This window comes from Methylobacterium sp. E-016, assembly GCF_022829745.1.
Taxonomy (GTDB): domain Bacteria; phylum Pseudomonadota; class Alphaproteobacteria; order Rhizobiales; family Beijerinckiaceae; genus Methylobacterium.
Genome location: NZ_JAKSYF010000062.1, coordinates 73,881 through 94,351 on the forward strand (window position 1 = coordinate 73,881; position 20,471 = coordinate 94,351).

Below are 20,471 nucleotides of genomic sequence, written 5' to 3' on the forward strand. Positions count from 1 at the left end.
ATGGGCGCACTCGATCGCCGGACCCTGCTGGCGCTGGCGGGCGCCGCCGCCACGACGGCGTGGGCCGGGCCTGCGCAGGCCGCCTTCGAGCCGTCCGAGCGCCTGCCCGACCCGGCGATCGAGATCCTCGACCCGTCGTTCGCCCGGTACCGGATCTTCTCGGCGACGGTGGAGCGGATCGCCACGGGCTTTCGCTGGGCGGTAGGGCCGCCCTACACCAGCTCGAGGATCGCGAGCCGGTCCGTCACGCCGAGGGTCAGCGTCCGGGCCGGGCCGAGCGTTTCCACGCCGACCGAGCCGTCGTCGGCGAAGCGGTGCAGCCGCGCCGCCTTCGGGACGCCCGAGAGGGTGAGGGTCACGCCCTGCGCCGGCGCGTCGGGCCGTGCCCGGCGTTGCACCCGGTCCCAGCCGTCGATCCCGAGCCAGAGCGGCACGAGGACGGCGCCGTCGCCGCGCAGGAAGCGGATCGCCTGGAGGTCGCGCGGGGCCGCGTCGAGGGCCACGTCGAGGGCGGGGCCGGCCACGGCCGGGCCGGCCCGGAACAGGCGCATCAGGTTGGCGACCGCGGAAAAGGTCGGCGTGGCTGAGCCGTCGAAGCGCAGGAGGCCGAACCGGCCTTCCGGGTCGCCCTCGCCCCGGTCGACCGAGGCGGCCAGCTCGTAGAGGTAGGTGCGGCGGATGCCCTGGAGGAAGCTCCACAGCAGCAGGCGGGGCGTGTAGCGCGCCCGCACGGCCTCCGAGACCGGGAAGTGGAAGCTCCGGGTGGCGAGCGCGGTGTGGTAGCCGTTCTCGGTGGCGAGCAGCGGCGCGCGGCCGAAGATGGGCTGAGCGGCGGCGACGAAGCGGCGCAGGTCGCCGTTACCGGCGTTCTCCGGGTGCTCCATGCCGGGGTAGGGGTGGATGTTGCCGTAGTCGACGGCGTTGGCCAGGGACTCCGCCGCCGCGACGTTGGCCTGGACGTAGCTCGGCCCGGCGACCTTCACCGCGCCGCCGGCGTTGCGTGCCGCCCGGTAGAGCGCGCGCTGGTGCTCGGCCGAGGCCTGCGGGCGGCCGGCGCCGGCGGCGATGTTGGGCTCGTTGCTGCCCTCGGCGATCGCGAGCCCGCCCGCGCTCCAGGCGGCGATGTCGGGCAGGCGCCGGGGCGGCACCAGCGGCCCGACGTCGAGCCCGTCGTAGAAGACGAGGCTGAACCGGTAGCCGGCCCGCGCCAGCTCGGCGATCCGCCGGAACTGCGGCGGCGGCCCCGATGGCGGCTCGCCCGCCGGCAGGACGATGTCGTCGCGCAGGTGCCGGATCCCGAGGGCGTCGAGCGCCGCCGCGCAGCGCGCGAACCGGTCGACGTACGGGGTCCCGTCGTGCCCGAAATGGGTGTTGATGCCGACGGACTGCGCGAAGTCCTCGCTGGGATACGACGGCAGCGGGCCGGCCAGGGCCGGGCGTGCCGCCAGCGCCGACGCGCCCGCCGCCAGCACGAGGCGGCGGGTCGGTCCATGGGGCCTCATCGATCGCACCTCGTCTAAGGCGTCGCGGCCGCGGGCACCGCCTCGGCGCGCGGCGCGGCGGCGGCGACCAGGGCGGCCTTGCGGTTCAGGATCAGCGCGACGCTCCGGCGCAGCGGCGCGCGCAGGAACAGCAGCGCCAGGATCCCGTAGATCAGGATGCCGAGGCCGATCGCCGCCGCGAGGCCGGCGTGGTCGCCGAGCCGCGCGTAGAGGCGATCCTGCGCCAGGAACACGGTGGCGCCCATCGCGAGCGAGCAGGCGAGGATCGGCGCCAGCGAGGCGGCGACCGCCACGGTGCCGACCGGCACGAACCGGCCGGCGGCCCGCACCACCACGGGCGAGAACAGGTAGGCGCGCAGCACGTGCCCGACGACGAGGGCCGACAGGCCGAACGGCGCCGTCACCAACGAGGCCAGGATCGTGATCGTGAACTGCGCGGCCGACAGGACCAGCGCGGTGCCGGTCCGGTCGGAGGCGGTGAAGATCATCCACAGCATCGAGGTCGCGACGAATTCCGGGCCGAGCAGCGCCAGGATGCGCAGCACCGGCACCGCGTCGCGCCACTGCTCGCCGAAGAGCAGCGGCACGAGGTGCGGCGCCACCACGGCCATGCCGACGAAGGCCGGCAGCGCCAGCACCGCCGACATCGCGACGAAGCCGTCGAAGGCCGCGGCCAGGTCGCGCGGCCGGTCCTGCAGCCGGGCGTAGGTCGGCAGCGCGACCGCCGCGAGCGGGATCACCGCGACCTGGCTGATCAGGTCGATGCAGCGCCAGGCCATGCGCAGCAGGCCGATATCGGCGGTGGAGAGGAAGTAGGCGGCGACCACCTCCTGGCTGCGGATGCTGAGCGTCAGGAGGAGCTGGGTCGAGAACACCCGGGAGCCGAAGGCGAGCTGGCGGCGGGCATGGGCGCGCACGAAGCGCCATCCGGGAAGCCACGGAAACGCCGCCCAGGTCAGCAGCGTCGTCATGCCGGTGGCGAGCAGCCGCTGGATCACCAGGCTCCAGACCCCGAACCCGTTCAGCGCGAGCGCGATCGCCACCGACCCGCCGATCAGGTTGGCGACGAGGGCCCGGATCGCGAGGCTGCGGAAGCCGAAGAGGCGCTGCAGCCGCGCCTCGTGGATCACGCCCGCGGCCGCGATCACGAAGGTGGCGGCGAGCGCCGCCAGCACCGGCTGCAGCTCGGGGATCCGCAGCATCCACGCGATCGGCCAGGACAGCGCGACCAGCGCCAGCCCGTAGAGGCAGCCGGAGGCCAAAGCCACCCAGAAGGCGGTGTCGACGAAGCCGTCGTCGAGCCGGTCGGTCTGCACGACGAGGTCGGGCAGGCCGCCCCGCGTGACGATGAGCAGGATGTCGATGAACACGACCGCCACGGCGACGAGGCCGAACTCGCTCGGGTCGAGCAGGCGCGCCAGCACCAGGAACACCACGAAGCTCAGGACGACGTTGCCGATTGCGCTGACGGCGACCCACCCGGCCGCCCGGACGGAGCGGCCGGCCATATCGTCCCGGGTCGCAGCCGCGTCCGGCGCCGCGGCGGACGGGCCGGGCGGGCTAGGCGCCATGATGGATGCCGTGCGCTGGCGACGGTTCCGGCGCGATGCCGCGGCGCTCGGCGAGAAGCTCGGCGTAGAGGTCGAGATACTTCTCGGCGACGCGCTCGGAGGTCGATTCGCGCAGGACGTGCTGGAACGCGCGCTCGTCCGGCAGGCTGGCGCGGCCGCGGGCCAGCACCGTGCGGATGCGGTCCGCGAGGTCGGGCGCGTCGCCGGCGCGAAACAGCCAGTCGGCGTTGTCCTCGCCGATCAGCTCGGGGATGCCGCCGGAATCGGCGCCGATCACCGGCACGCCCATGGCGTAGGCCTCGTAGACCGTGCGCGGCGAGGGCTCGGCCCAGAACGAGGGCACGACGAGGACGTCGACCTCGGTGAGGAAGTCCTTCGGGTCGACCCAGCCGACGAACTCGATCGGCAGCCCTTCGGCCTTCGCCTTGAACCGCTCGATCGAGTCGTCCATCGCCTGGCCCGCGATCAGGCAGCGCCAGCCGCCGGAGGCGGGATTCCCTTCGGTGGCGTGCGCGCGTGAGCCGATCTCGGCCAGCGCGTCGATCAGCGTGCCGACGCCCTTCTCGACGTTGATCCGCCCGAGATAGCCGAAGGTCATCGGCTTGGCGCTCCGGTCGACCCGGCGGCGCGCCTCGGGATCGCCGTCCGGCACCGTGCAGGAATAGTAGATCACCCGTCGCCGCTCGGGAGCGAGGTGGCGGAACAGGCCATGGTCGACATGGGTCTGCAGGATCCGGGTGCCGACGCTCGCCACCGCGTCGACCCAGCGGTTGGTCAGCTGCTTGGAGGCGTTCACGACCTTGCAGCCGAGGTGCCAGTGCGTGCACGGCGCGCCGTGCTTGAACATCGCCGCGTTGCCGCAGATCAGGTCGTACTCGCAGACCGTGTGCACGATCGGGATGTCGCGCCGGGCCGCCTCGCGCCAGACCAGCGTCGAGATGTCGAGCAGCGAGTGGGTGTTGACGACGTCCGGCCGGAAGTCGTCGAGCACCCGGCCGAAATCGGCGGCGATCGCGAAGTTCCACTGCTGCTTGAGCTTGGCGGCGTTGCGCGCGAAGCGGCCGTGCTGCGCCCAGTCCTCGAGCCAGAAGTCGTTGTGATGCGCCATGCGGTAGACCGTGACGCCGTTGCGCACGGTCTTGGGCTCGGCCTGCCGCTCGATGCAGGCGGCGGCGACCGTGTGCCCGAGGCCGGCGAGCTCCTCGGCCAGATGCTCGACGGACCGCTCGGCGCCGCCGACGATGTGGGGCGGATAGAGCGAGCTAAGGTGCAGGATGCGCATGGCGCCTTGATCCTTGAGGCGTTGATTCTCGAGGCGTTGACCCCTGGGACGTTGACCCTTGGGACGTCGATCCTTGGGACGCCGATCCGTGGGCGACGGCGGGCTCACGGGCGAGGAGGCTGCGGTAGAGGTCGAGGTAGCGGGCGGCGACCGCCTGCGGCCGAGTTCCTTCGGCGACCGCGGCGGCGTTGCCGAGGCCGGTCGCGAGGCGGGCGGGGTCGGCGACGATCCGCGCCATCGCGGCGGCCAGCGCCGCCGCGTCGCCGGGCGGCACGAGCCAGGCGGGATCGTCGGTGCCGACCTGCTCGGCGATGCCGCCGACGGCGGTGCCGATCACCGGGACGCCGCGGGCGTAGGCCTCGGCCACCGTGCGCCCGAAGGCCTCGGGCCAGACCGGCGGGACGACGAGGCAGTCGATGCCGTCGAGGAAGGCGTCGGCCGCGACGAACCCGTCGAAGGCGACGGGCAGCCCGGCGGCGAGGCCTTCGTAGCGGTCGAGCCCGTCGACGGCGCGCCCGGCGACGCGCAGCCGCCAGCCGGTGCCGGGCAGGCGGCGGCAGGCCTCGATCAGGGTGTCGACGCCCTTCGACGGCTCGATCCGGCCGATGTAGCCGAACGTGACCCCGCCCGAGGGGAGGGCGCGCGGCGCCGGCGGCGGCCCCGCCTCGATCGGGTTCCAGATCACCTGCCGCAACGCGGCCGGCACGTCGCGGAAGAACCCGGCCGCGAGGTGGCGGGCGAGGATGTCGCTGCCGACGCCGACCACGGCGTCGACCGGCCGCTGGCAGAGCCGGTGCAGGAGCGCGTAGGCGCGGCACTTGGCGTGCTGCCGCTCGCAGGCGCGGCCGTGCCGCACCATCGCGCCGTTGCTGCACAGGCTCGTGAAGTCGTGCAGCGTGTGGACGACCGGCACCCCGAGCAGGCGCAGCATCGGCCAGATCCGCGGCGTCAGCTCCGACATCGAGTGCGTGTTCACCACGTCGGGCGAAAAATCCCGCACCGCGGCCTCCATCGCGGCGAGCGTGCGCCCGTCCCACTGCGCGGCGAGCTTGTAGCGCAGGCGGTCGAGCCGCCCGTGCTCGGCCCAGTCGAGGACGTGGAACGGCGTGCCGTGGCCGAGGCGGTAGATCGTCGCCGCGCCCGACCGGTCGGGCGGCTCCGCCCGGCGCGACAGGCAGGCGACGCCGACCTGCGCCCCGAGACCCGCCTGCATCCGCACGAGGGTCTCTACCATCAGCTCCGCCCCCCCGACCTGTTCGGGCTGATACAGCGATGAGAGGTGGAGAATACGCATCTGATCAATCTGACGGTGCTAGATCGACCCTAGTCCGGGGTTATTGCCAGTCGATGAAGCGCATCCTGCTCAACATGCCGAGCCAGTTCGGCGGCAAGCCGTCCGGCGTCGCCCGCGTCGCCTTCGCGCTGATCGGCGAGCTCGTCCGGCGGCCCGACGTCGCCGTGGTGCTGCGCTCGCCCTGGACCCGGGCCGAGCTTCCCGCGGCGTGGCGCGACGCCGTCGCGGTCGTGACGGTGCGCCGCCCGCGCATCGTGGTCCTCGACGTGCTGGCCCAGCTCGTCACCGTTCCGGCCTGCTGCCGGCGGCACGCCATCGACGTGGTGCTGAACATCGACCCCTACGGCGCGGGCGCCGGCGGGCGAGCGCGCATCGTCGTGGTCCACGACCTGTACTTCCGCACGATCCCTCAGAGCACCGGCCCGCGCGAGGCGCTCACCACCGACTGGATCTTCCGGCTGATGCTGGCGCGCAACCACGCCGCCGTCGCTGTCTCGGACGCGACGCGGCGCGACCTGGAGCAGCATTACCCTGCCGTCCGCGGGCGCGTCCGCGTGATCCCCTCGGCTTCCGTGCTCGACCCTGCGGCCCTCGCCGTCGGGGCGCCCGCGGAGGTCGCCGGCCCCTACGTGCTCGCCGTCGGGAACGCCACGCACAACAAGAACTTCGGCTTGCTCGCCGAAGCGGTGGCCTCGATCGCGCACGCCCATCCCGATCTCGCCGTCGTCCATGTCGGCGAGGACCCCGCCGACGCCGTCGCCGGGACGCTCCGGCGGCTCGGGGCGGCTTCCCGCGTGGTCCGCCTGTCGCGCATCGACGACCAGAGGCTCGCCGCGCTCTACCGCGGCGCGCTGTGCCTCTGCGTCCCGTCCTTCGCGGAAGGCTTCTGCCTGCCGGTGCTGGAGGCGCAGGCGCTCGGCTGCCCGGTGGTGTGCTCGGACCGCTCCGCGACGCCGGAGGTCGCAGGGGAGGGCGCCCTGACCTTCGATCCCACCGATGCCGGCGCCCTGGCCGCCTGCCTGCGCCGGCTGATCGAAGAGCCGGCCCTGCGCGAGAGCCTGGTCGCGAAGGGCCGGAGCAACCAGGCCCGCTACACCTGGGACGCCACCGCCCGCGGCTACGCCGACCTCCTCGACGCCGTGCTCGCAGGCGCCGACCCGGCGCCGCGCCCGCTCTGAGGCCGGCGCGGCCGGCGGCGGGCCGGAACCGCGCGCCGAGCCGCTTCAGCATAGTTAAGATTTACCAAGCGGGCGAATTCAGCAGTCTTTGCGCTGTCGGCAGGCCTTTGAGCCGTCGATATTTCTAAAAGTGCAAGCATCTCCGCCTATCACCAGCATTGGCCGCGACCATTCAGGTGATTACACCTGCAAGTTGCATTCACACCGGGCTTCGCCTCGGTGCCCCTTCCTTCGAGGTCTCGAAGATGCGCGTCGCGATCGTCCATGATTGGCTCTACGTCGTCGGCGGTGCCGAGCGCGTCCTGCACGAGATCCTGGCGATCTATCCCGAGGCGGACGTCTTCACGCTGTTCGACTTCCTGAGCCCGGCCGACCGCGCCAAGATCGGCGTCGGCGCCACGCGGACGAGCTTCCTGCAGCGGATGCCGCTGGTGCGCACCCGGCACCGCGCCTACCTGCCGCTGATGCCGATCGCCGTCGAGCAGTTCGACCTCTCGGCCTACGACCTCGTGATCTCGAGCAGCTACGCCGTCGCCAAGGGCATCCTGACCGGGCCGAGCCAGGTCCACGTGTCCTACATCCATTCGCCGATGCGCTACGCCTGGGACATGCAGCACAGCTACCTGCGCGAGAGCGGGTACGAGCACGGCGTCAAGAGCATGGTCGCCCGCATGATCCTGCACCGGATGCGCCTGTGGGACACCCGCACCGCCAGCGGGCCGGACGCGGTGGTCGCCAACTCCGCCTTCGTCGCCCGGCGCATCCGCAAGGTCTACGGCCGCGCCGCCGAGGTGATCCATCCGCCGGTCACGCAATCGGCGATCCGGGCGGATCTGCCGCGCGGCGACCACTTCCTCGTGGCGAGCCGCCTCGTGCCGTACAAGAACGTGCGCGCGGTGATCGAGGCCTTCGCCCTGTTGCCGGACCTCCGGCTCGTCGTCGCCGGGACCGGCTCCGAGGAGGCGCGCCTGCGCGAGGCGGCCGGGCCGAACGTGACGTTCGCCGGCTTCGTCGGGGATTCCGAGCTCCGCCGGCTGATGGGGACGGCGCGCGCCTTCGTGTTCGCGGCGGAGGAGGATTTCGGGATCATCCCGGTGGAGGCGCAGGCCGAGGGCACCCCCGTGCTGGCGCTCGGCCGCGGCGGCGCGCGCGAGACCGTGGCGACGCTCCCGCCCAACCGCTCGGGCATGTTCTTCGCCGAGCCGGACCCCGCCGCGATCGCGGCCTGCGTCCGCGACTTCACGGAGCAGGAGGGCATGTTCTCGCGCGCCGCCTGCCGCGCCAAGGCGGCGCTGTTCGCCCCGGAGGTGTTCCGCACCCGGTTCGCCGGCTTCGTCGACGAGCAGATGGCCCTCCACCGCGACCTCGGCGCCGGCCAGGAGCGCTCGGGCCACCGCCTCAAGGCCCTGGCCTGACCGAATCCGCCACGCTCGGCCCGCGCGCGGCGGCCCGAACCTCACAATCCCTTCCGCACGGTCGCGCGACCCCGTTCGCGAACCGGCGCCAGACCCGGTGGTCGACGATGACGACGTCCTACCTCAACCCCGCCCGCACCGCCGTGCCGGCCGCGCCGCGTTCGGGCCCGGCCACCGACCAAGCCGGCCCGTTCGCGACGATCTGGCGGCGGCGGCGCCTGTTCGCGGCGGTCTTCATCGGCGTCATGTCGGTGGCGATCGGGCTGCTGATGGTCGCGCCGGTGCAGTACCTGGCGGTCGGCTCGGTGATCGTGGCCGAGCCGGAGCCCGGCAGCAACAACGCCAACGCGTCGGTCGCCTGGATCCAGAAGCTCGGCGACCCGGCCGACATCGAGAGCCAGATGCTGGTGATCCGCGCGCCGCGGATCATGCGCCTCGTCGACTCGGGCGACGTCGTCGAGAAGGTTGTGGCCGAGTGCCGGCAAATCGCGCGCGGCGGGCTCCTCGCGAGCCTGCTGCCGCCCAAGGAGGACGGCTGCGACAAGCTGCGCGGCAACACCGACCTGGTGGTCGACTACCTGCAGCGCCGCTACGTCGTCACCGGCGCCGGCCGCTCGCGCGTCATCAACATCGCCTACCGCTCGCCGAACGCGGAGACCTCCCAGGCGCTGACCAACGCGCTGATCACCGCCTTCCTCGACGACCAGCGCGGCGTGCTCGCCAACAGCCGCGAGGCGGCGACCGAGTGGCTGTGGAAGGAGATCCGCCAGCTCGACGCGTCCCTGCGCGACGACGAGGCCAAGATCCAGGCCTTCCGCCGGCGCAAGGGCCTGATGTCGGGCGCCAACGCGCCGATCACCTCCGAGCGGCTCAGCACCATCACCCAGCAGCTCTCGGCGGCCGAGACCGCCAAGGCCGACGCCGCGGCGCGCCTCTCCGAGATCAACGCCGACCAGGCCCGGGGCTCGATCAACGCCCCGGCGGTGCTGGCGAGCCGGACGATCGGCGACCTCAAGCAGCAGATGAACGTGGTGGCCGCGCAGATCGCCAACACCGGCACGGTGCTGGGGCCGAACCATCCGACGCTGCAGGCGATGCGCACGGAGCTCGCCGGCCTGAAGCTGCGCGTCGACCGGGAGGTCGCGAGCATCAGCGCCGGCCTGAAGAAGACCTTCGACGCGTCGAGCGCGCTCGCCAAGTCGCTGCGCCAGCAGATGGAGACCGCGAAGGCCGAGGCGGCGTCCGCGATGGACGACGAATCGGTCGTCGCCGGCATGGTGCGCAACGCCGAGATCAAGCGCGGCCAGTACACCGACCTGTACAAGCGCGCCAACGAGCTCGAGACCGAGCGCCGCATCCTCGTCGGCAGCACCCGGCTCGTCAGCCTCGCCGACGTGCCGGCCGCGCCGGTCACCCCGAAGCCGCTGCTGTTCCTCGGCGCCGGCTTCGTCCTGGCCGCCGCGCTGGCCGCGGCCGCCGCGCTGCTGCGCGAACGCGCCGACCGCAGCGTTCGGACCTCGACGCAGCTCGCCGCGGTGGCCCACGCCCCCGTCTTCGCCCAGCTGCCGCACCTGCGCGCCGCCGGCGGACCGGCGCTGCTCGGACGGATGGGGGCCGCCGCCGGCGAGCTGCCGCTCGCCGCGGCGCTGCGCGACGCGCGCAGCGATCCGCTGATGCAGCAGGTCCTGCGCAACCTCGGCGCCCGGCTGATGCTGGCCGGCGTCGACGGCACGAGCCGCGCGATCCTGCTCACCTCGGCCGCGCCCGGCGAGGGCAAGTCCTTCACCACCCTCGCGCTCGCCCAGCTCAACGCGGCGAGCGGGCGCCGCGTGCTCGTCCTCGAATGCGATCTGCGCCGCCCGGTCTTCGAGACGGCTCTGGACCTGCCCGCCGGCCCCGGCCTCGCCGGCGTGCTGCGCGGCGAGGCCCTGCCGCGGGAGGCGGTGATCGCGACGGCGACGCCCAACCTCGACGCCATCCCCGCCGGCGCGGCGACCACGGAATCGACCGAGCTGCTGATGGGCAAGCGCATGACCGAGCTGCTGCTCTGGGCCCGCAAGTACGACCTTGTGCTGATCGACAGCCCGCCCGCGGCGATGCTGATGGACGCCCAGATCCTGGCGCGGCAGGTCGACGGCGTGCTGTGCTGCACCCGCTGGGGCCGCTCGCAGGTGTCGGCGATCAGCGCCACCGTCAACGGCCTGCGCGAGGCCGGCGGCGACGTGTTCGGGCTCGCGATCACCATGGTGCGGGCCGACGACCACCCGTTCTACGACACCGGGCACGAGCCGGCGCGCCGCTATCTCGGAGCCGCGTGATGGACCGTCCGCGGGTCGTGTTCGTCAACCACACCAGCACGATGTCGGGCGCCGAGATGGTGCTGTGCGATGCCGTCGGACCCTGGCGCGGCGCCACCGCCTTCCTGTTCGAGGACGGGCCGCTCGCGACCGCGCTGCGGGAGCGGGGGCTGGCGGTCGTCCGTGCGCGGCACGGATCCGGGCTGTCGTCCCTGCGCCGCGACGGCTCGCCCTGGCGCGCGATTCCGCTGGCCGGACGGCTCGCCGCGACGATCCTGGCGCTGGCGCGGACCGCGAAGGCCCACGACGTGGTCTACGCCAACTCGCAGAAGGCCTTCGTCCTCTCGGCCCTCGCCGCGGCTCTCGTGCGCCGCCCGCTGATCTGGCACCTGCACGACATCCTCGATCCCGCGCATTTCGGGGCGGCGCAGCGTGGGCTTCAGGTCCGCCTCGCCAACGCGTTCGCCGCCCGGGTCGTGGTTCCGTCGCAGGCCGCCGCCGACGCCTTCGTCGCGGCGGGCGGGCGCCGGGATCTCATAGAGATTGTGCCCAACGGCCTCGACCTCGACGGCGAGCCCGGCGACCCGGCCGCCCTGCGCACGAGCCTCGGGTTGCCGCACGGCCCGCTGGTCGGCGTCTTCAGCCGGCTCGCCCCGTGGAAGGGGCAGCACGTGGTGCTGGAGGCCCTGGCCCGCTCGCCCGGCACGGCGTGCATCGTCGCCGGCACCGCCCTGTTCGGCGAGGACGCCTACGCGAACGGTCTGCATGCGCGCGCGGCCGAGCGCGGGCTCGCCGACCGCGTCCACTTCCTCGGCCAGCGCGGGGACGTGACGCGCCTGATGCGCGCGGTGGACGCGGTGATCCATCCCTCGATCGCACCCGAGCCGTTCGGGCGCACCCTGGTCGAGGCGATGCTGGTCGGGACGCCGGTGATCGCCACCGATACGGGCGCGGCGGCCGAGATCCTCGACCGGGGCGCGGCGGGGACCCTGGTGCCGCCCGGCGACGCGGGGGCGCTCGCCGACGCCATCGCCCGCGTCCTGTCCGCGCCGCCGGGGCTCTCGGCCCAGGTCGCCCGGGCGCAGGCGACGGCCCGCGCGCGCTACGGCGCCGCGCGGATGCAGGCGAGCCTGGCCGAGATCGTCCGCCGCGTGGCGGCCGGTAAGCGACGGGCCGCCGCGATCGCGGGCGCTTCGCTGGACCGGCCGGCATGACCGCCGCGACGACGACGGGCGCCCTCGATCGGCCGGCGCCGGGGCGCCTTCACCGCCTCGACGGCGTGCAGATCCTGCGGGCGGTGGCGGCGGTGATGGTCGTCCTGCTCCATGCCGAGCTCCTGCTCGCGCTCCAGGCGGAGGCGCGCGGCCTCGCCATGCCGCGCTTCGCCGCCCTGCCGCTCGGGGCCGGCGTCGACCTGTTCTTCGTCATCTCCGGCTTCATCATCGTCTACGCGTCCGAGCCGCTGTTCGGCGCGCCCGGGGGCGCCGCGCGCTTCCTCAAGCGCCGCCTGCTGCGGATCGTGCCGCTGTACTGGTTCGCGCTCACGCTGCGCCTCGTCGTCCTGCTGGCCGCGGCCGCCGCCGGCCAGGCCGCCGCGCCGAGCCTGGCGGACGTGGCGACCTCGTACCTGTTCATCCCGTTCGACACCCGCGGCTTCGGGCCGGACTACCCGTTCCCGATCCTCGATCTCGGCTGGACGCTGAACTACGAGATGGCGTTCTACCTCGTCTTCGCCGGGGCGATGATGCTCGCGGCGCGGGCGATGAAGGCCTCCGCGCCCGCCGCGGCCCTGCGCGAGCGGGCGGCGCTGGCGGCCGTTTCGATCCTCGCCGTCGGCGTGCTCCTGGCCTGGCTGCGGCCGCCGGCCTTCGACCCGCTCCGGTTCTGGCTGCGGCCGATCGTGCTCGAATTCGCCGCCGGCATCGGCCTCGCGCTGCTGTTCCGCCGCGGCGTCCGGCTCGGCGTCGCCGGCGGCGTCCTGCTCTGCGGCCTCGGGGTCGGCGTCTGGGCGTCGATCGACCTGTCCGGGTTCGACGCCTCGTCTGCGCCCGGGAATTACGGCTGGGCCCGCACCCTGATCTGGGGCGGCGGCGCGGTGCTGATCGTCGCCGGCCTCGTCCTCGGCGGGCTCCGGTTCGACCAGGCGATCGCCCGGCGGATCGCGCGGATCGGCGACGCGTCCTACGCGCTCTACCTGCTGCACCCCTTCGTCTTCCTTGCCGCCAAGGCGGTCCTGCCGCGGCTGCCGCTGAGCGCCGGCCTGCTCTGGCCGCTGACGCTGCTCCTCGTCGCCGTGTCGATCGCCGCGACCGAGGCCTTCCATCGCAGCGTCGAGCGGCCGGTGCTGCGCTGGCTGCAGGGCCGGCCGCGCGACGCCGGCGCGGCGGGCGTGCGGGCGGGGGCCGGGGCATGACGGCCCATCGCGCTCGAGGCACGCATTCCGCGGGGTCACACCGTCGCGCGGCGGGGTTGGAACGGCGGCCTCGCTTTCCCCATCCGGCGGGGCGGCGTATGAGGACGTTCCCGAACCGTTGCGAGACCCCATGTCCGCCTCCCCGATCGCTCTCCACGCGAGCGGTCCCGCACGCGACCCGGCCGCCGACGAGGCTCTCGACCCCGATGCGATGCGCCGGCCGCTGCCGGATGCGTGGTACTGCGTCGGCCAAGCCTCGGGCCTGACCGGCAAGGCGCTCCGCGCGGTCGAGCTGAACGGCGAGCAGATCGTGATCGGGCGCGATGCGGACGGCGCCCCGTTCGCGCTGCGCGACCGCTGCCCGCACCGCGGCATGGCGCTGTCCAAGGGCGGCTTCGACGGCGCCGAGCTGGTCTGCCCGTTCCACGGCTGGCGCTTCTCCACCGAAGGCCGCTGCCGCGACGTGCCGACCCTCTCCGAGCACGACACGGCCGACTTCTCGAAGATCGTGGTGCAGCGCTTCCCCGTGATCGAGAGCGCCGGCTTCGTCTGGGTCAACCCGCATCTCGGGACGCCGGGCGAGACGCCCGCCCTGCCGGCGCTCGACTTCCACCCGGTCGGCTCGCTCGTGGTCGAGCTCGTGGTCGAGGCCTCGTTCGACCTGACGACCTTGAGCCTCGTCGATCCCGGCCACGTCGCCTTCGTCCACGATTCCTGGTGGTTCCGGCCGTCCAAGGCGTTGCGCGAGAAGAAGAAGACGTTTCGGCCAGTGCCGCACGGCTTCGTCATGTCGAGCCACGCGACGACGACGAGCTCGCCGGTCTACCGCCTGCTCGGCGGGGTGCCCGACGTCGAGATCGAGTTCCGCCTTCCCGGCGTGCGCCTGGAGCGGATCACGGCGGGCGCCAAGCGCCTGGCGAACTACACCTTCGCGACGCCGCTGACCGCCAACCGCACGATGCTCACCAACGCCCTCTACTGGAACGTCCCCGGCCTCAACCTGCTCAAGCCCGTCGCCCGCCCGCTGATGCGCCAGTTCCTGACCCAGGACCAGCAGGTGCTCCAGCACGCGCAACTGGGCCTCGACCGCAAGCCGACCATGGTGCTGTTCGGCCAGGGCGACCTGCCCTCGCAATGGTACTTTCGCCTGAAGCGCGAGGCGCTGGAGGCCGCGCGCGCCGGGCGCCCGTTCGCGAACCCGCTGGAGTCGCGGGAGCTGCGCTGGCGCTCGTGAGGGGCATCGGGGCGACCCGATGCGCGTCTCGGTCGCGATCCCGCGCGGGAACGTCGGTTCGGACCGCGCGATCTTGCCGTTCAGCTCCGATCAGTTCGGCAGCAGCCCCGCTTCCCGATAACTTTGGATCAGGGAATCGAACAGCGTTATGTCCGCGCGGCTTCGCGCGACGATCTGTGCGCCGGCGACCGCCGCGTAGACGGCACGCGCTCTCGCCTCGCCCTCGTTCGGCGCGACCAGCTCGGCAGCGACGAGCTGGCGACGCAGCCACGCCGTGTTGACGTCGGCGAAAGCCTGAACCTCCTTCAGGACCGGCTCGGGCAACGCATCGTATTCCGTCGCCATGAAGCTGCTGAGGCACATGCGGTTGTCGCGCGCCAGCGACAGGCGAAAGATGCCGGGGTACCGTCTCAGCGCCTCCGTCGGGCTCGAGGCATGCGCCGACACGTCCTCAAGGTCGCGGGCGATGTCCTCCCAATAGCGGCGCGCGACCGCCTCGCCGAGGAGAGCCTTGTTGGCGAAGTAGTAGTTGATGCTCGCGGCCTTGATGCCGACGGTCTCGGCGAGGTCGCGGAAATTGAGACCGCCGTAGCCGTGAGCCATCGCCGCCTCCCGGGCGGCCGCCAGGATCGCCTCCCGCACGTTCTCCTTCGACGTCGCTGCCATGCCCAACCTCCATCTGTCATATGGCAGACAGGGGTTGACGAGACAAGCGCCGGGACGTAGCGTGCTGCCTGTCATCTGACAGACAGGCGAACGTGATGGAAAGCGAGACGACGATGTCCGACAAGCTCAGGCTCTTCACCTCCCCCTCGGCCTTCCCGAACCCGCAGCGCCTGCGGATCTTCATGCACGAGAAGGGCATCGCCGACCGCTTCGACGAGACGGTCTACGACATGTCGCCCGTCGGCGAGCAACGGGGATGGAAGCACCTGAAGATGAACGCCTGGGGCGAGACGCCGACCCTCGCGCTCGCGGACGGGTCCTTTCTCAGCGAGACCTCCGCCATCGCCCGCTACCTCGACGACGCGTTCGAAGGCCGCAAGATCATGGGCGAAACGGCGCTCGAGCGCGGCCTCGACCAGATGTGGGACAGCCGGGTGTGGGTGCACATCCTCTACCCCATCGTCACCGCGTTCCACGTCCTGCACCAGGGCCTGGGCCCGAAGCTCGAGCTGACCAGCAACCCGGCCTGGGGCGAGCATTCGCGCAAGGTGGCGCTGGCGCATGCCGGCCTGGTCGACCGGCATCTCGCCGACGGCCGCGCGTGGCTCCTGGGCGGCGATCAGCCGACCTTCTCGGACATCACGCTGGCGACGGCGATCGCGTTCTCCAAGTTTCCGGTCAACGCGACGCCCCTCGATGAGCGCTTCGAGCATCTCGATGCCTTCTGGCGGCGCTGGCAGACCCGGCCGACCTTCATCGCCGCCTACGCCGACCGGAGCAGCGGCGTCCCGGAGATCGACGAACGCGCCTGAGCGTCCGGCGGTCGGATCCGGTCATCGCCCCACCGCGAGCCGCCCCGTGCCGCCCTTGGACGCCGGCTTGCATTGGACGGCGGCCTGCAGACGCCGCCTTCCGACCAGTGCCGGCGCCCGTCCGCATGCCCGACATGGATCGGAGGAGGGCGGTCGCGAAACCGGGCCTCGACCTCTATCGCGCCTTCCCCCGCGTCGCCTCATCCTTGCAAGGCGTGATCGCCTTCGGATCGGGCCGCCGGTCGGGGGCCGGCGCCTCGAACACCGCGAGGTAGCCCACCCCGCCGTCGAGCACCGAAAAGCCCGTCTCGCGAAAACCCGCGGCGGACAGCTCGCAGCGCAGGAGCTTGGGCGGCGTGCCGTGGCGCGAGGGGATGTCGTCGGCGTCCACGATCCCGACCCGGCCGCCGGGCCTCATCGCGGCGGCGAGGTTGTGGAGCAGGCCGTAGGGCTGGGTGATCTCGTGGTACATGTGCACCAGGATCGCCGCGTCGACCGAGGCGGGCGCGAGGCGCGGGTCGTGCGGCTCGCCGCGCACCACCGTGACGTTGGACAGGTCGGCCTTGCGCAGCCGGGCTTCGAGGTCGGCGAGGTAGCGCGGCGTCACGTCCTCGGCGAGCACCCGGCCCTGCGGCCCGACCAGCGGGCTCAGCCGCGTGACGTAGTAGCCGCTGCCGGCGCCGATGTCGGCCACCGTCTCGCCCGGCTTGAAGCCCATCAGGCGGGCGACCTGCCCGAACTCGTCGGCCTTGTCGCGCTGCGCCTCGAAGGCCCATTGCGCCGCGACGATCTCGGCCACCGGCCGGTCGGGCTTCGGGAAGGCGGCAGCCGGGGCGCCGGGCGGTCCCAGGGGTTCCGCCGCCTGCGCGCCGTGCGCCAGGGCCGGGAGAGCGAGGAGGAGGGCGAGGAGCGGTCTGATCATCGAAGTCCTGAACGCGCGAGGGCGGCGCTCGGTGCCGCGGCGTTGACCGCGCAGGCGTCCCGGCGCCATCAAGCGGCCATGACGAACCCGCCCCCTTCCGCCCCGCCCTGGCGGGCGACGATCCTCACGCTCTACCCCGAGATGTTTCCCGGGCCGCTCGGCGCCTCGCTGTCGGGCAGCGCGCTCGCCCGCGGCGACTGGGTCTGCGAGGCCCGCGACATCCGCGAGCACGGGCTCGGCCGCCACCGCAGCGTCGACGACAACCCGGCCGGCGGCGGCGCCGGCATGGTGCTGCGCTGCGACGTGCTCGGCCCCGCCATCGACGCCGCGACCGGTCCGGATGACGCCCGCCCCCGCCTGCTGATGTCGCCCCGCGGAAAGACGCTGACGCAGGCGCGGGTGCGGGCGCTGAGCGCCGGGCCGGGCGCGCTGATCGTCTGCGGCCGCTTCGAGGGGGTCGACGAGCGGGTGATCGCCGGCCGCGCCCTCGAGGAGGTCTCGATCGGCGACTACGTGCTCTCCGGCGGCGAGATCGCGGCGATCACCCTGATCGACGCCTGCGTGCGCCTGCTGCCCGGCGTGATGGGCAAGGCGGCGTCCGGCGACGAGGAGAGCTTCGAGGGCGGCCGGCTCGAATACCCGCACTACACCCGCCCCCGCGACTGGGAGGGCCGGACGATCCCGGAGGTGCTGACCGGCGGCGACCACGGCGCGATCCGCGCCTGGCGCCGGGCCGAATCCGAGCGGATCACCGCCGAGCGCCGGCCGGATCTGATGGCGCGGCCGCGCGGCGGCTGAGGCGCATCCCGGCAGGCGCGCGAACACCGCGGCGCGATGCAAGCGGATCGGGGTGTCCACGCGTCCCCGGCCCTTGCAGGGCCGCCGGCATCGGCGCATCCCGGCGGCGGGACACGCCTCCCCGACGAGGTGCGCCCATCTGTAAGGATGGATCCTCATGTTGCGCCGACCCGACACCCGCCCCCGGGTGCCCCATTTCTCCTCCGGCCCCTGCGCCAAGCGCCCCGGCTGGACCCCGGCGGCCCTGGCCGACGCGCCGCTCGGCCGCTCGCATCGCTCGGTCGCCGGCAAGGCCAAGCTCCGCCGGGCGATCGACCTGACCCGCGACGTGCTGCGCGTGCCGGCCGACTACCGCATCGGCATCGTCCCGGCCTCCGACACCGGCGCCGTCGAGATGGCGATGTGGTCGATGCTCGGGCCGCGGACCGTGGAGGTGGCGGCCTGGGAGGCGTTCGGCTCGGAGTGGGTCACCGACGCGTTGAGGCAGCTCAAGATCAGCCCGCGCATCCACCAGACGCCCTACGGCGTGCTGCCCGACCTGTCGGCGATCGACACGAAGCACAACGACGTGGTTTTCACCTGGAACGGCACCGCCGCCGGGGTGAAGGTGCCGAACGGCGACTGGATCGCCGCCGACCGCGAGGGGCTGACGATCTGCGACGCGACCTCGGCCGCCTTCGCCCAGGCGCTCGACTGGGACAAGCTCGATGTGGTGACCTTCTCCTGGCAGAAGGTGATGGGCGGCGAGGCGGCGCACGGCATGCTGGTGCTCTCGCCCCGCGCCGTCGCCCGCCTCGAGAGCCACGTCCCGGCCTGGCCGCTGCCGAAGGTGTTCCGCCTGACCAAGGGCGGAAAGCTGATCGAGGGGATCTTCTCCGGCGACACCATCAACACGCCCTCCATGCTCGCGGTCGAGGACTACCTCGACACGCTGGCCTGGGCGCAGGACCTCGGCGGGCTCGACGCCCTGCATGCGCGGGCGGACGGCAACGCGCGGGTGATCCACGACTGGGTCGCGCGCACGCCCTGGATCGCCAACCTCGCGGTCGACCCGGCGACGTATTCCAACACCGGCGTGTGCCTCGTCATCGCCGATGCCGACGTGCTGGCGCTGGGCGACGCGGTGGTGGAGCGCGTGGCCAAGGGCATCGTCGAGACCCTGGAGCGCGAGGGCGTGGCCCTCGACATCGGCGCCTACCGCGACGCGCCGCCCGGCCTGCGCATCTGGTGCGGCGGCACGGTGGAGCGGAGCGACCTCGAGGCGCTGACGCCCTGGCTCGACTGGGCCTTCGCCCGGGAGAAGGCGGCCCTGACGCAGGCGGCGTAGGAACGCGGCCCGCGCGCCACCCGGCAGCGCGCCAACGAAAACGGGCGGCCCGATCGGGCCGCCCGTTTTCGTTGGCGTGGTGGATGCGGGACCGTGAGGACGGCCCCGCAGGCTGCCGGGATCAGAAGGTGATGCCGGTCTCGACCATGTAGCGGTCCTGCGAGGTGCGGTTGCCGGTGCGGCCGAAGCCGGTGCCGAGGGTGCCGGCCGCCAGGCTGCCGCGGGTGATGTCGTAGAGCTCGACCCGCGAGTACTCGCCGCGGAGGAAGTACTGGCCGAAGGTGAAGGTCGGCGTGACGGTGAAGGAGAGCGCCTCGCTGCCGGCGCCGTAGAGGACGGAGGTGTCGGGGAACAGGCTCAAGCGGTTTCCGCTCTGGGCGATGTACTCGAAGCGGCCGGCCAGGGCGAAGTTGTCGGTGAAGGCGTAGCTCGCGAGGATCGCGCCGCCGAAGGTTTCGGCGCCGTTGAGCCCGAGGGCGGCGTTGCGCTCGACGTTGGTGTACTGGATGTAGGGCGTCACGATCCAGGGGCCGGCCGAGTAGGTGTAGTTCAGGCTGATGATGCTGCTGTTCTGCAGCGACAGGGGCGTGGCGTACTGGAAGCGCAGGCTCTGCAGGCCGGAATTGAAGCTGCTGAAGTGCGTGCCGCCGTTGATGCCGATCGTGTTGGCGTCGTCGATCTTGTAGGTGATCAGGCCGGTGATCCAGTTGAGCTCACCCGAGAAGAACCCGTCGGTCGCCGCCAGCGAGGCCGCCCACGGGCCGCTGGCGTAGTTCACCTGGACGCCCTGGTTGATCACGTTCTCCTGGTTGAACAGCAGGCCGCGGGAGATGTTCAGGTTCTGGAAGGTGAACGGCAGCTCCGAGCCGATGTTGGTCGGCATGCGGCCGCCCTGGAGCGACCACTCGTCGTTGATCTGGTACTTGCCGAACGCGATCGAGACCGGGGTGAAGAGCAGGTCGGTCTGGTCGAAGGCGCTGTAGATCGGCGCGCCGAGGCCGGGGATCGTGTAGGCGCCGACCGCGACGTAGAACTGGAACGGGCCGTCGGCCTTCTGGATGAAGCCCTGCAGGTTCGAGAAGTCGACGCGCCCGGCGCGGTCGGCGGGAACGCCGGGCGGCGTGACCGCGGTGTTGAACGGGTTGGTCTGCGTGTAGGCGTAGCCGGTCACCGCGCCGCCGACGTAGATCTCGCCGATGCCGCCGATGGTGAAGCAGCTCGGGTTCGGGTTCTGCTTGATGACGCCGCCGTAGGCCGGGAAGGTGATCGCGACCTTGCAGGCCTCGGGGACCGGGGGCGGAGCGGGCTTGGCCGACAGGTCGGCGGCCGACACCTGTCCGACGCAGAGCAGCGTGGCGATCGACGCCGTGGCGCCCTGGAGGAACAGCTTCAAGGTCATAGTCCGAGCCCCGTTTGTTTTTTGCTGCGGCCAAGGTGCCGAAAGTTCCCACCCTCCGCAAAAACAACTTTCGGGCAATTGCCTACGAAACGGGCAATCGCGGCCGCAGCCGCCCCAAGCTCAAGATGTGTTGCCGTCGCACCACAACCAGTCGGCCCATCCGGCGTGGATCATCCGGAATTCCGTGCGTCTTCGTTAACGGATCGTTACCAAGCGCCGCCGGACCGGGCCGGATCGACTGCATCGGCGAATCGCTCGACGATCGAGGACTGATCCTGGACTTGGTCGCGAGCCTCGGGACACGTTGCACGCATCGGCTTGGTTCGAGACGCCTCCGGACGAAGGACCGGATCCCCCGACC

The 20,471-nt window shown here is 72.6% G+C and carries 16 protein-coding genes; 9 read left to right on the top strand and 7 right to left on the bottom strand.

What is annotated here, in order from left to right:
* Positions 1–212: 212 nt before the first annotated feature.
* The 4 genes from MKK68_RS05875 to MKK68_RS05890 are packed head-to-tail and all read right to left on the bottom strand — an operon-like array spanning position 213 to position 5,649.
* Positions 213–1,502: a hypothetical protein gene (locus tag MKK68_RS05875; RefSeq protein WP_244029254.1), complete on the bottom strand. Its 1,290-nt coding sequence runs from the start codon at positions 1,500–1,502 to the stop codon at positions 213–215.
* 14 nt (positions 1,503–1,516) lie between these two features.
* Entirely contained in the window at positions 1,517–3,010 is a 1,494-nt protein-coding gene (locus MKK68_RS05880; protein ID WP_246686581.1) for a lipopolysaccharide biosynthesis protein, read from the bottom strand.
* 52 nt (positions 3,011–3,062) lie between these two features.
* Complete coding sequence (locus tag MKK68_RS05885) at positions 3,063–4,355, bottom strand: glycosyltransferase family 4 protein (RefSeq protein ID WP_187274727.1); 1,293 nt, start codon at positions 4,353–4,355, stop codon at positions 3,063–3,065.
* Complete coding sequence (locus MKK68_RS05890) at positions 4,336–5,649, bottom strand: glycosyltransferase family 4 protein (RefSeq protein WP_244029256.1); 1,314 nt, start codon at positions 5,647–5,649, stop codon at positions 4,336–4,338. Before MKK68_RS05890 ends, MKK68_RS05885 begins: the two co-directional genes overlap by 20 nt.
* Positions 5,650–5,702: 53 nt before the next feature.
* Here MKK68_RS05890 and MKK68_RS05895 point away from each other — a divergent pair, with 53 nt between their 5' ends.
* The 6 genes from MKK68_RS05895 (at position 5,703) to MKK68_RS05920 (ending at position 14,186) form a co-directional block, all read left to right on the top strand.
* Positions 5,703–6,827 carry a glycosyltransferase family 4 protein gene (locus MKK68_RS05895; RefSeq protein ID WP_244029258.1) on the top strand — a complete coding sequence of 375 codons (1,125 nt, stop codon included), beginning with the start codon at positions 5,703–5,705 and terminating at the stop codon, positions 6,825–6,827.
* A gap of 245 nt (positions 6,828–7,072) precedes the next feature.
* Positions 7,073–8,242, top strand: a complete 1,170-nt coding sequence (locus MKK68_RS05900; protein WP_244029260.1) for a glycosyltransferase — start codon at positions 7,073–7,075, stop codon at positions 8,240–8,242.
* Between the two features lie 107 nt (positions 8,243–8,349).
* Positions 8,350–10,560, top strand: coding sequence for a GumC family protein (locus MKK68_RS05905; RefSeq protein ID WP_244029262.1), 2,211 nt, complete (start codon positions 8,350–8,352; stop codon positions 10,558–10,560).
* Entirely contained in the window at positions 10,560–11,753 is a 1,194-nt protein-coding gene (locus tag MKK68_RS05910) for a glycosyltransferase family 4 protein (RefSeq protein ID WP_147858731.1), read from the top strand. Before MKK68_RS05905 ends, MKK68_RS05910 begins: the two co-directional genes overlap by 1 nt.
* Positions 11,750–12,952 carry an acyltransferase family protein gene (locus MKK68_RS05915; RefSeq protein WP_244029264.1) on the top strand — a complete coding sequence of 401 codons (1,203 nt, stop codon included), beginning with the start codon at positions 11,750–11,752 and terminating at the stop codon, positions 12,950–12,952. Before MKK68_RS05910 ends, MKK68_RS05915 begins: the two co-directional genes overlap by 4 nt.
* Positions 12,953–13,082: 130 nt before the next feature.
* Positions 13,083–14,186, top strand: a complete 1,104-nt coding sequence (locus tag MKK68_RS05920; RefSeq protein WP_243935753.1) for an aromatic ring-hydroxylating oxygenase subunit alpha — start codon at positions 13,083–13,085, stop codon at positions 14,184–14,186.
* A gap of 90 nt (positions 14,187–14,276) precedes the next feature.
* Here MKK68_RS05920 and MKK68_RS05925 read toward each other — a convergent pair whose 3' ends face one another.
* Positions 14,277–14,852 (bottom strand): TetR/AcrR family transcriptional regulator, encoded by a 576-nt coding sequence (locus MKK68_RS05925; protein ID WP_244029266.1) that lies wholly within the window; start codon positions 14,850–14,852, stop codon positions 14,277–14,279.
* A 113-nt stretch (positions 14,853–14,965) separates the two neighbouring features.
* On the opposite strand from MKK68_RS05925, the gene MKK68_RS05930 reads away from it, so the two are divergent.
* The gene (locus MKK68_RS05930; protein WP_243935749.1) at positions 14,966–15,664 is read left to right on the top strand and encodes a glutathione S-transferase family protein; all 699 of its coding nucleotides are present in this window, start codon (positions 14,966–14,968) and stop codon (positions 15,662–15,664) included.
* 175 nt (positions 15,665–15,839) lie between these two features.
* Here MKK68_RS05930 and MKK68_RS05935 read toward each other — a convergent pair whose 3' ends face one another.
* Entirely contained in the window at positions 15,840–16,586 is a 747-nt protein-coding gene (locus MKK68_RS05935; protein ID WP_244029268.1) for a class I SAM-dependent methyltransferase, read from the bottom strand.
* A gap of 78 nt (positions 16,587–16,664) precedes the next feature.
* Between MKK68_RS05935 and trmD the strand changes: the two genes are divergently transcribed.
* Positions 16,665–17,384 (top strand): tRNA (guanosine(37)-N1)-methyltransferase TrmD, encoded by a 720-nt coding sequence (gene trmD / locus MKK68_RS05940; protein WP_244029270.1) that lies wholly within the window; start codon positions 16,665–16,667, stop codon positions 17,382–17,384.
* A gap of 157 nt (positions 17,385–17,541) precedes the next feature.
* Positions 17,542–18,711, top strand: coding sequence for a phosphoserine transaminase (locus MKK68_RS05945; RefSeq protein ID WP_243985403.1), 1,170 nt, complete (start codon positions 17,542–17,544; stop codon positions 18,709–18,711).
* Between the two features lie 121 nt (positions 18,712–18,832).
* Here MKK68_RS05945 and MKK68_RS05950 read toward each other — a convergent pair whose 3' ends face one another.
* Positions 18,833–20,110, bottom strand: coding sequence for an outer membrane beta-barrel protein (locus MKK68_RS05950; protein ID WP_147728186.1), 1,278 nt, complete (start codon positions 20,108–20,110; stop codon positions 18,833–18,835).
* Positions 20,111–20,471: the final 361 nt, after the last annotated feature.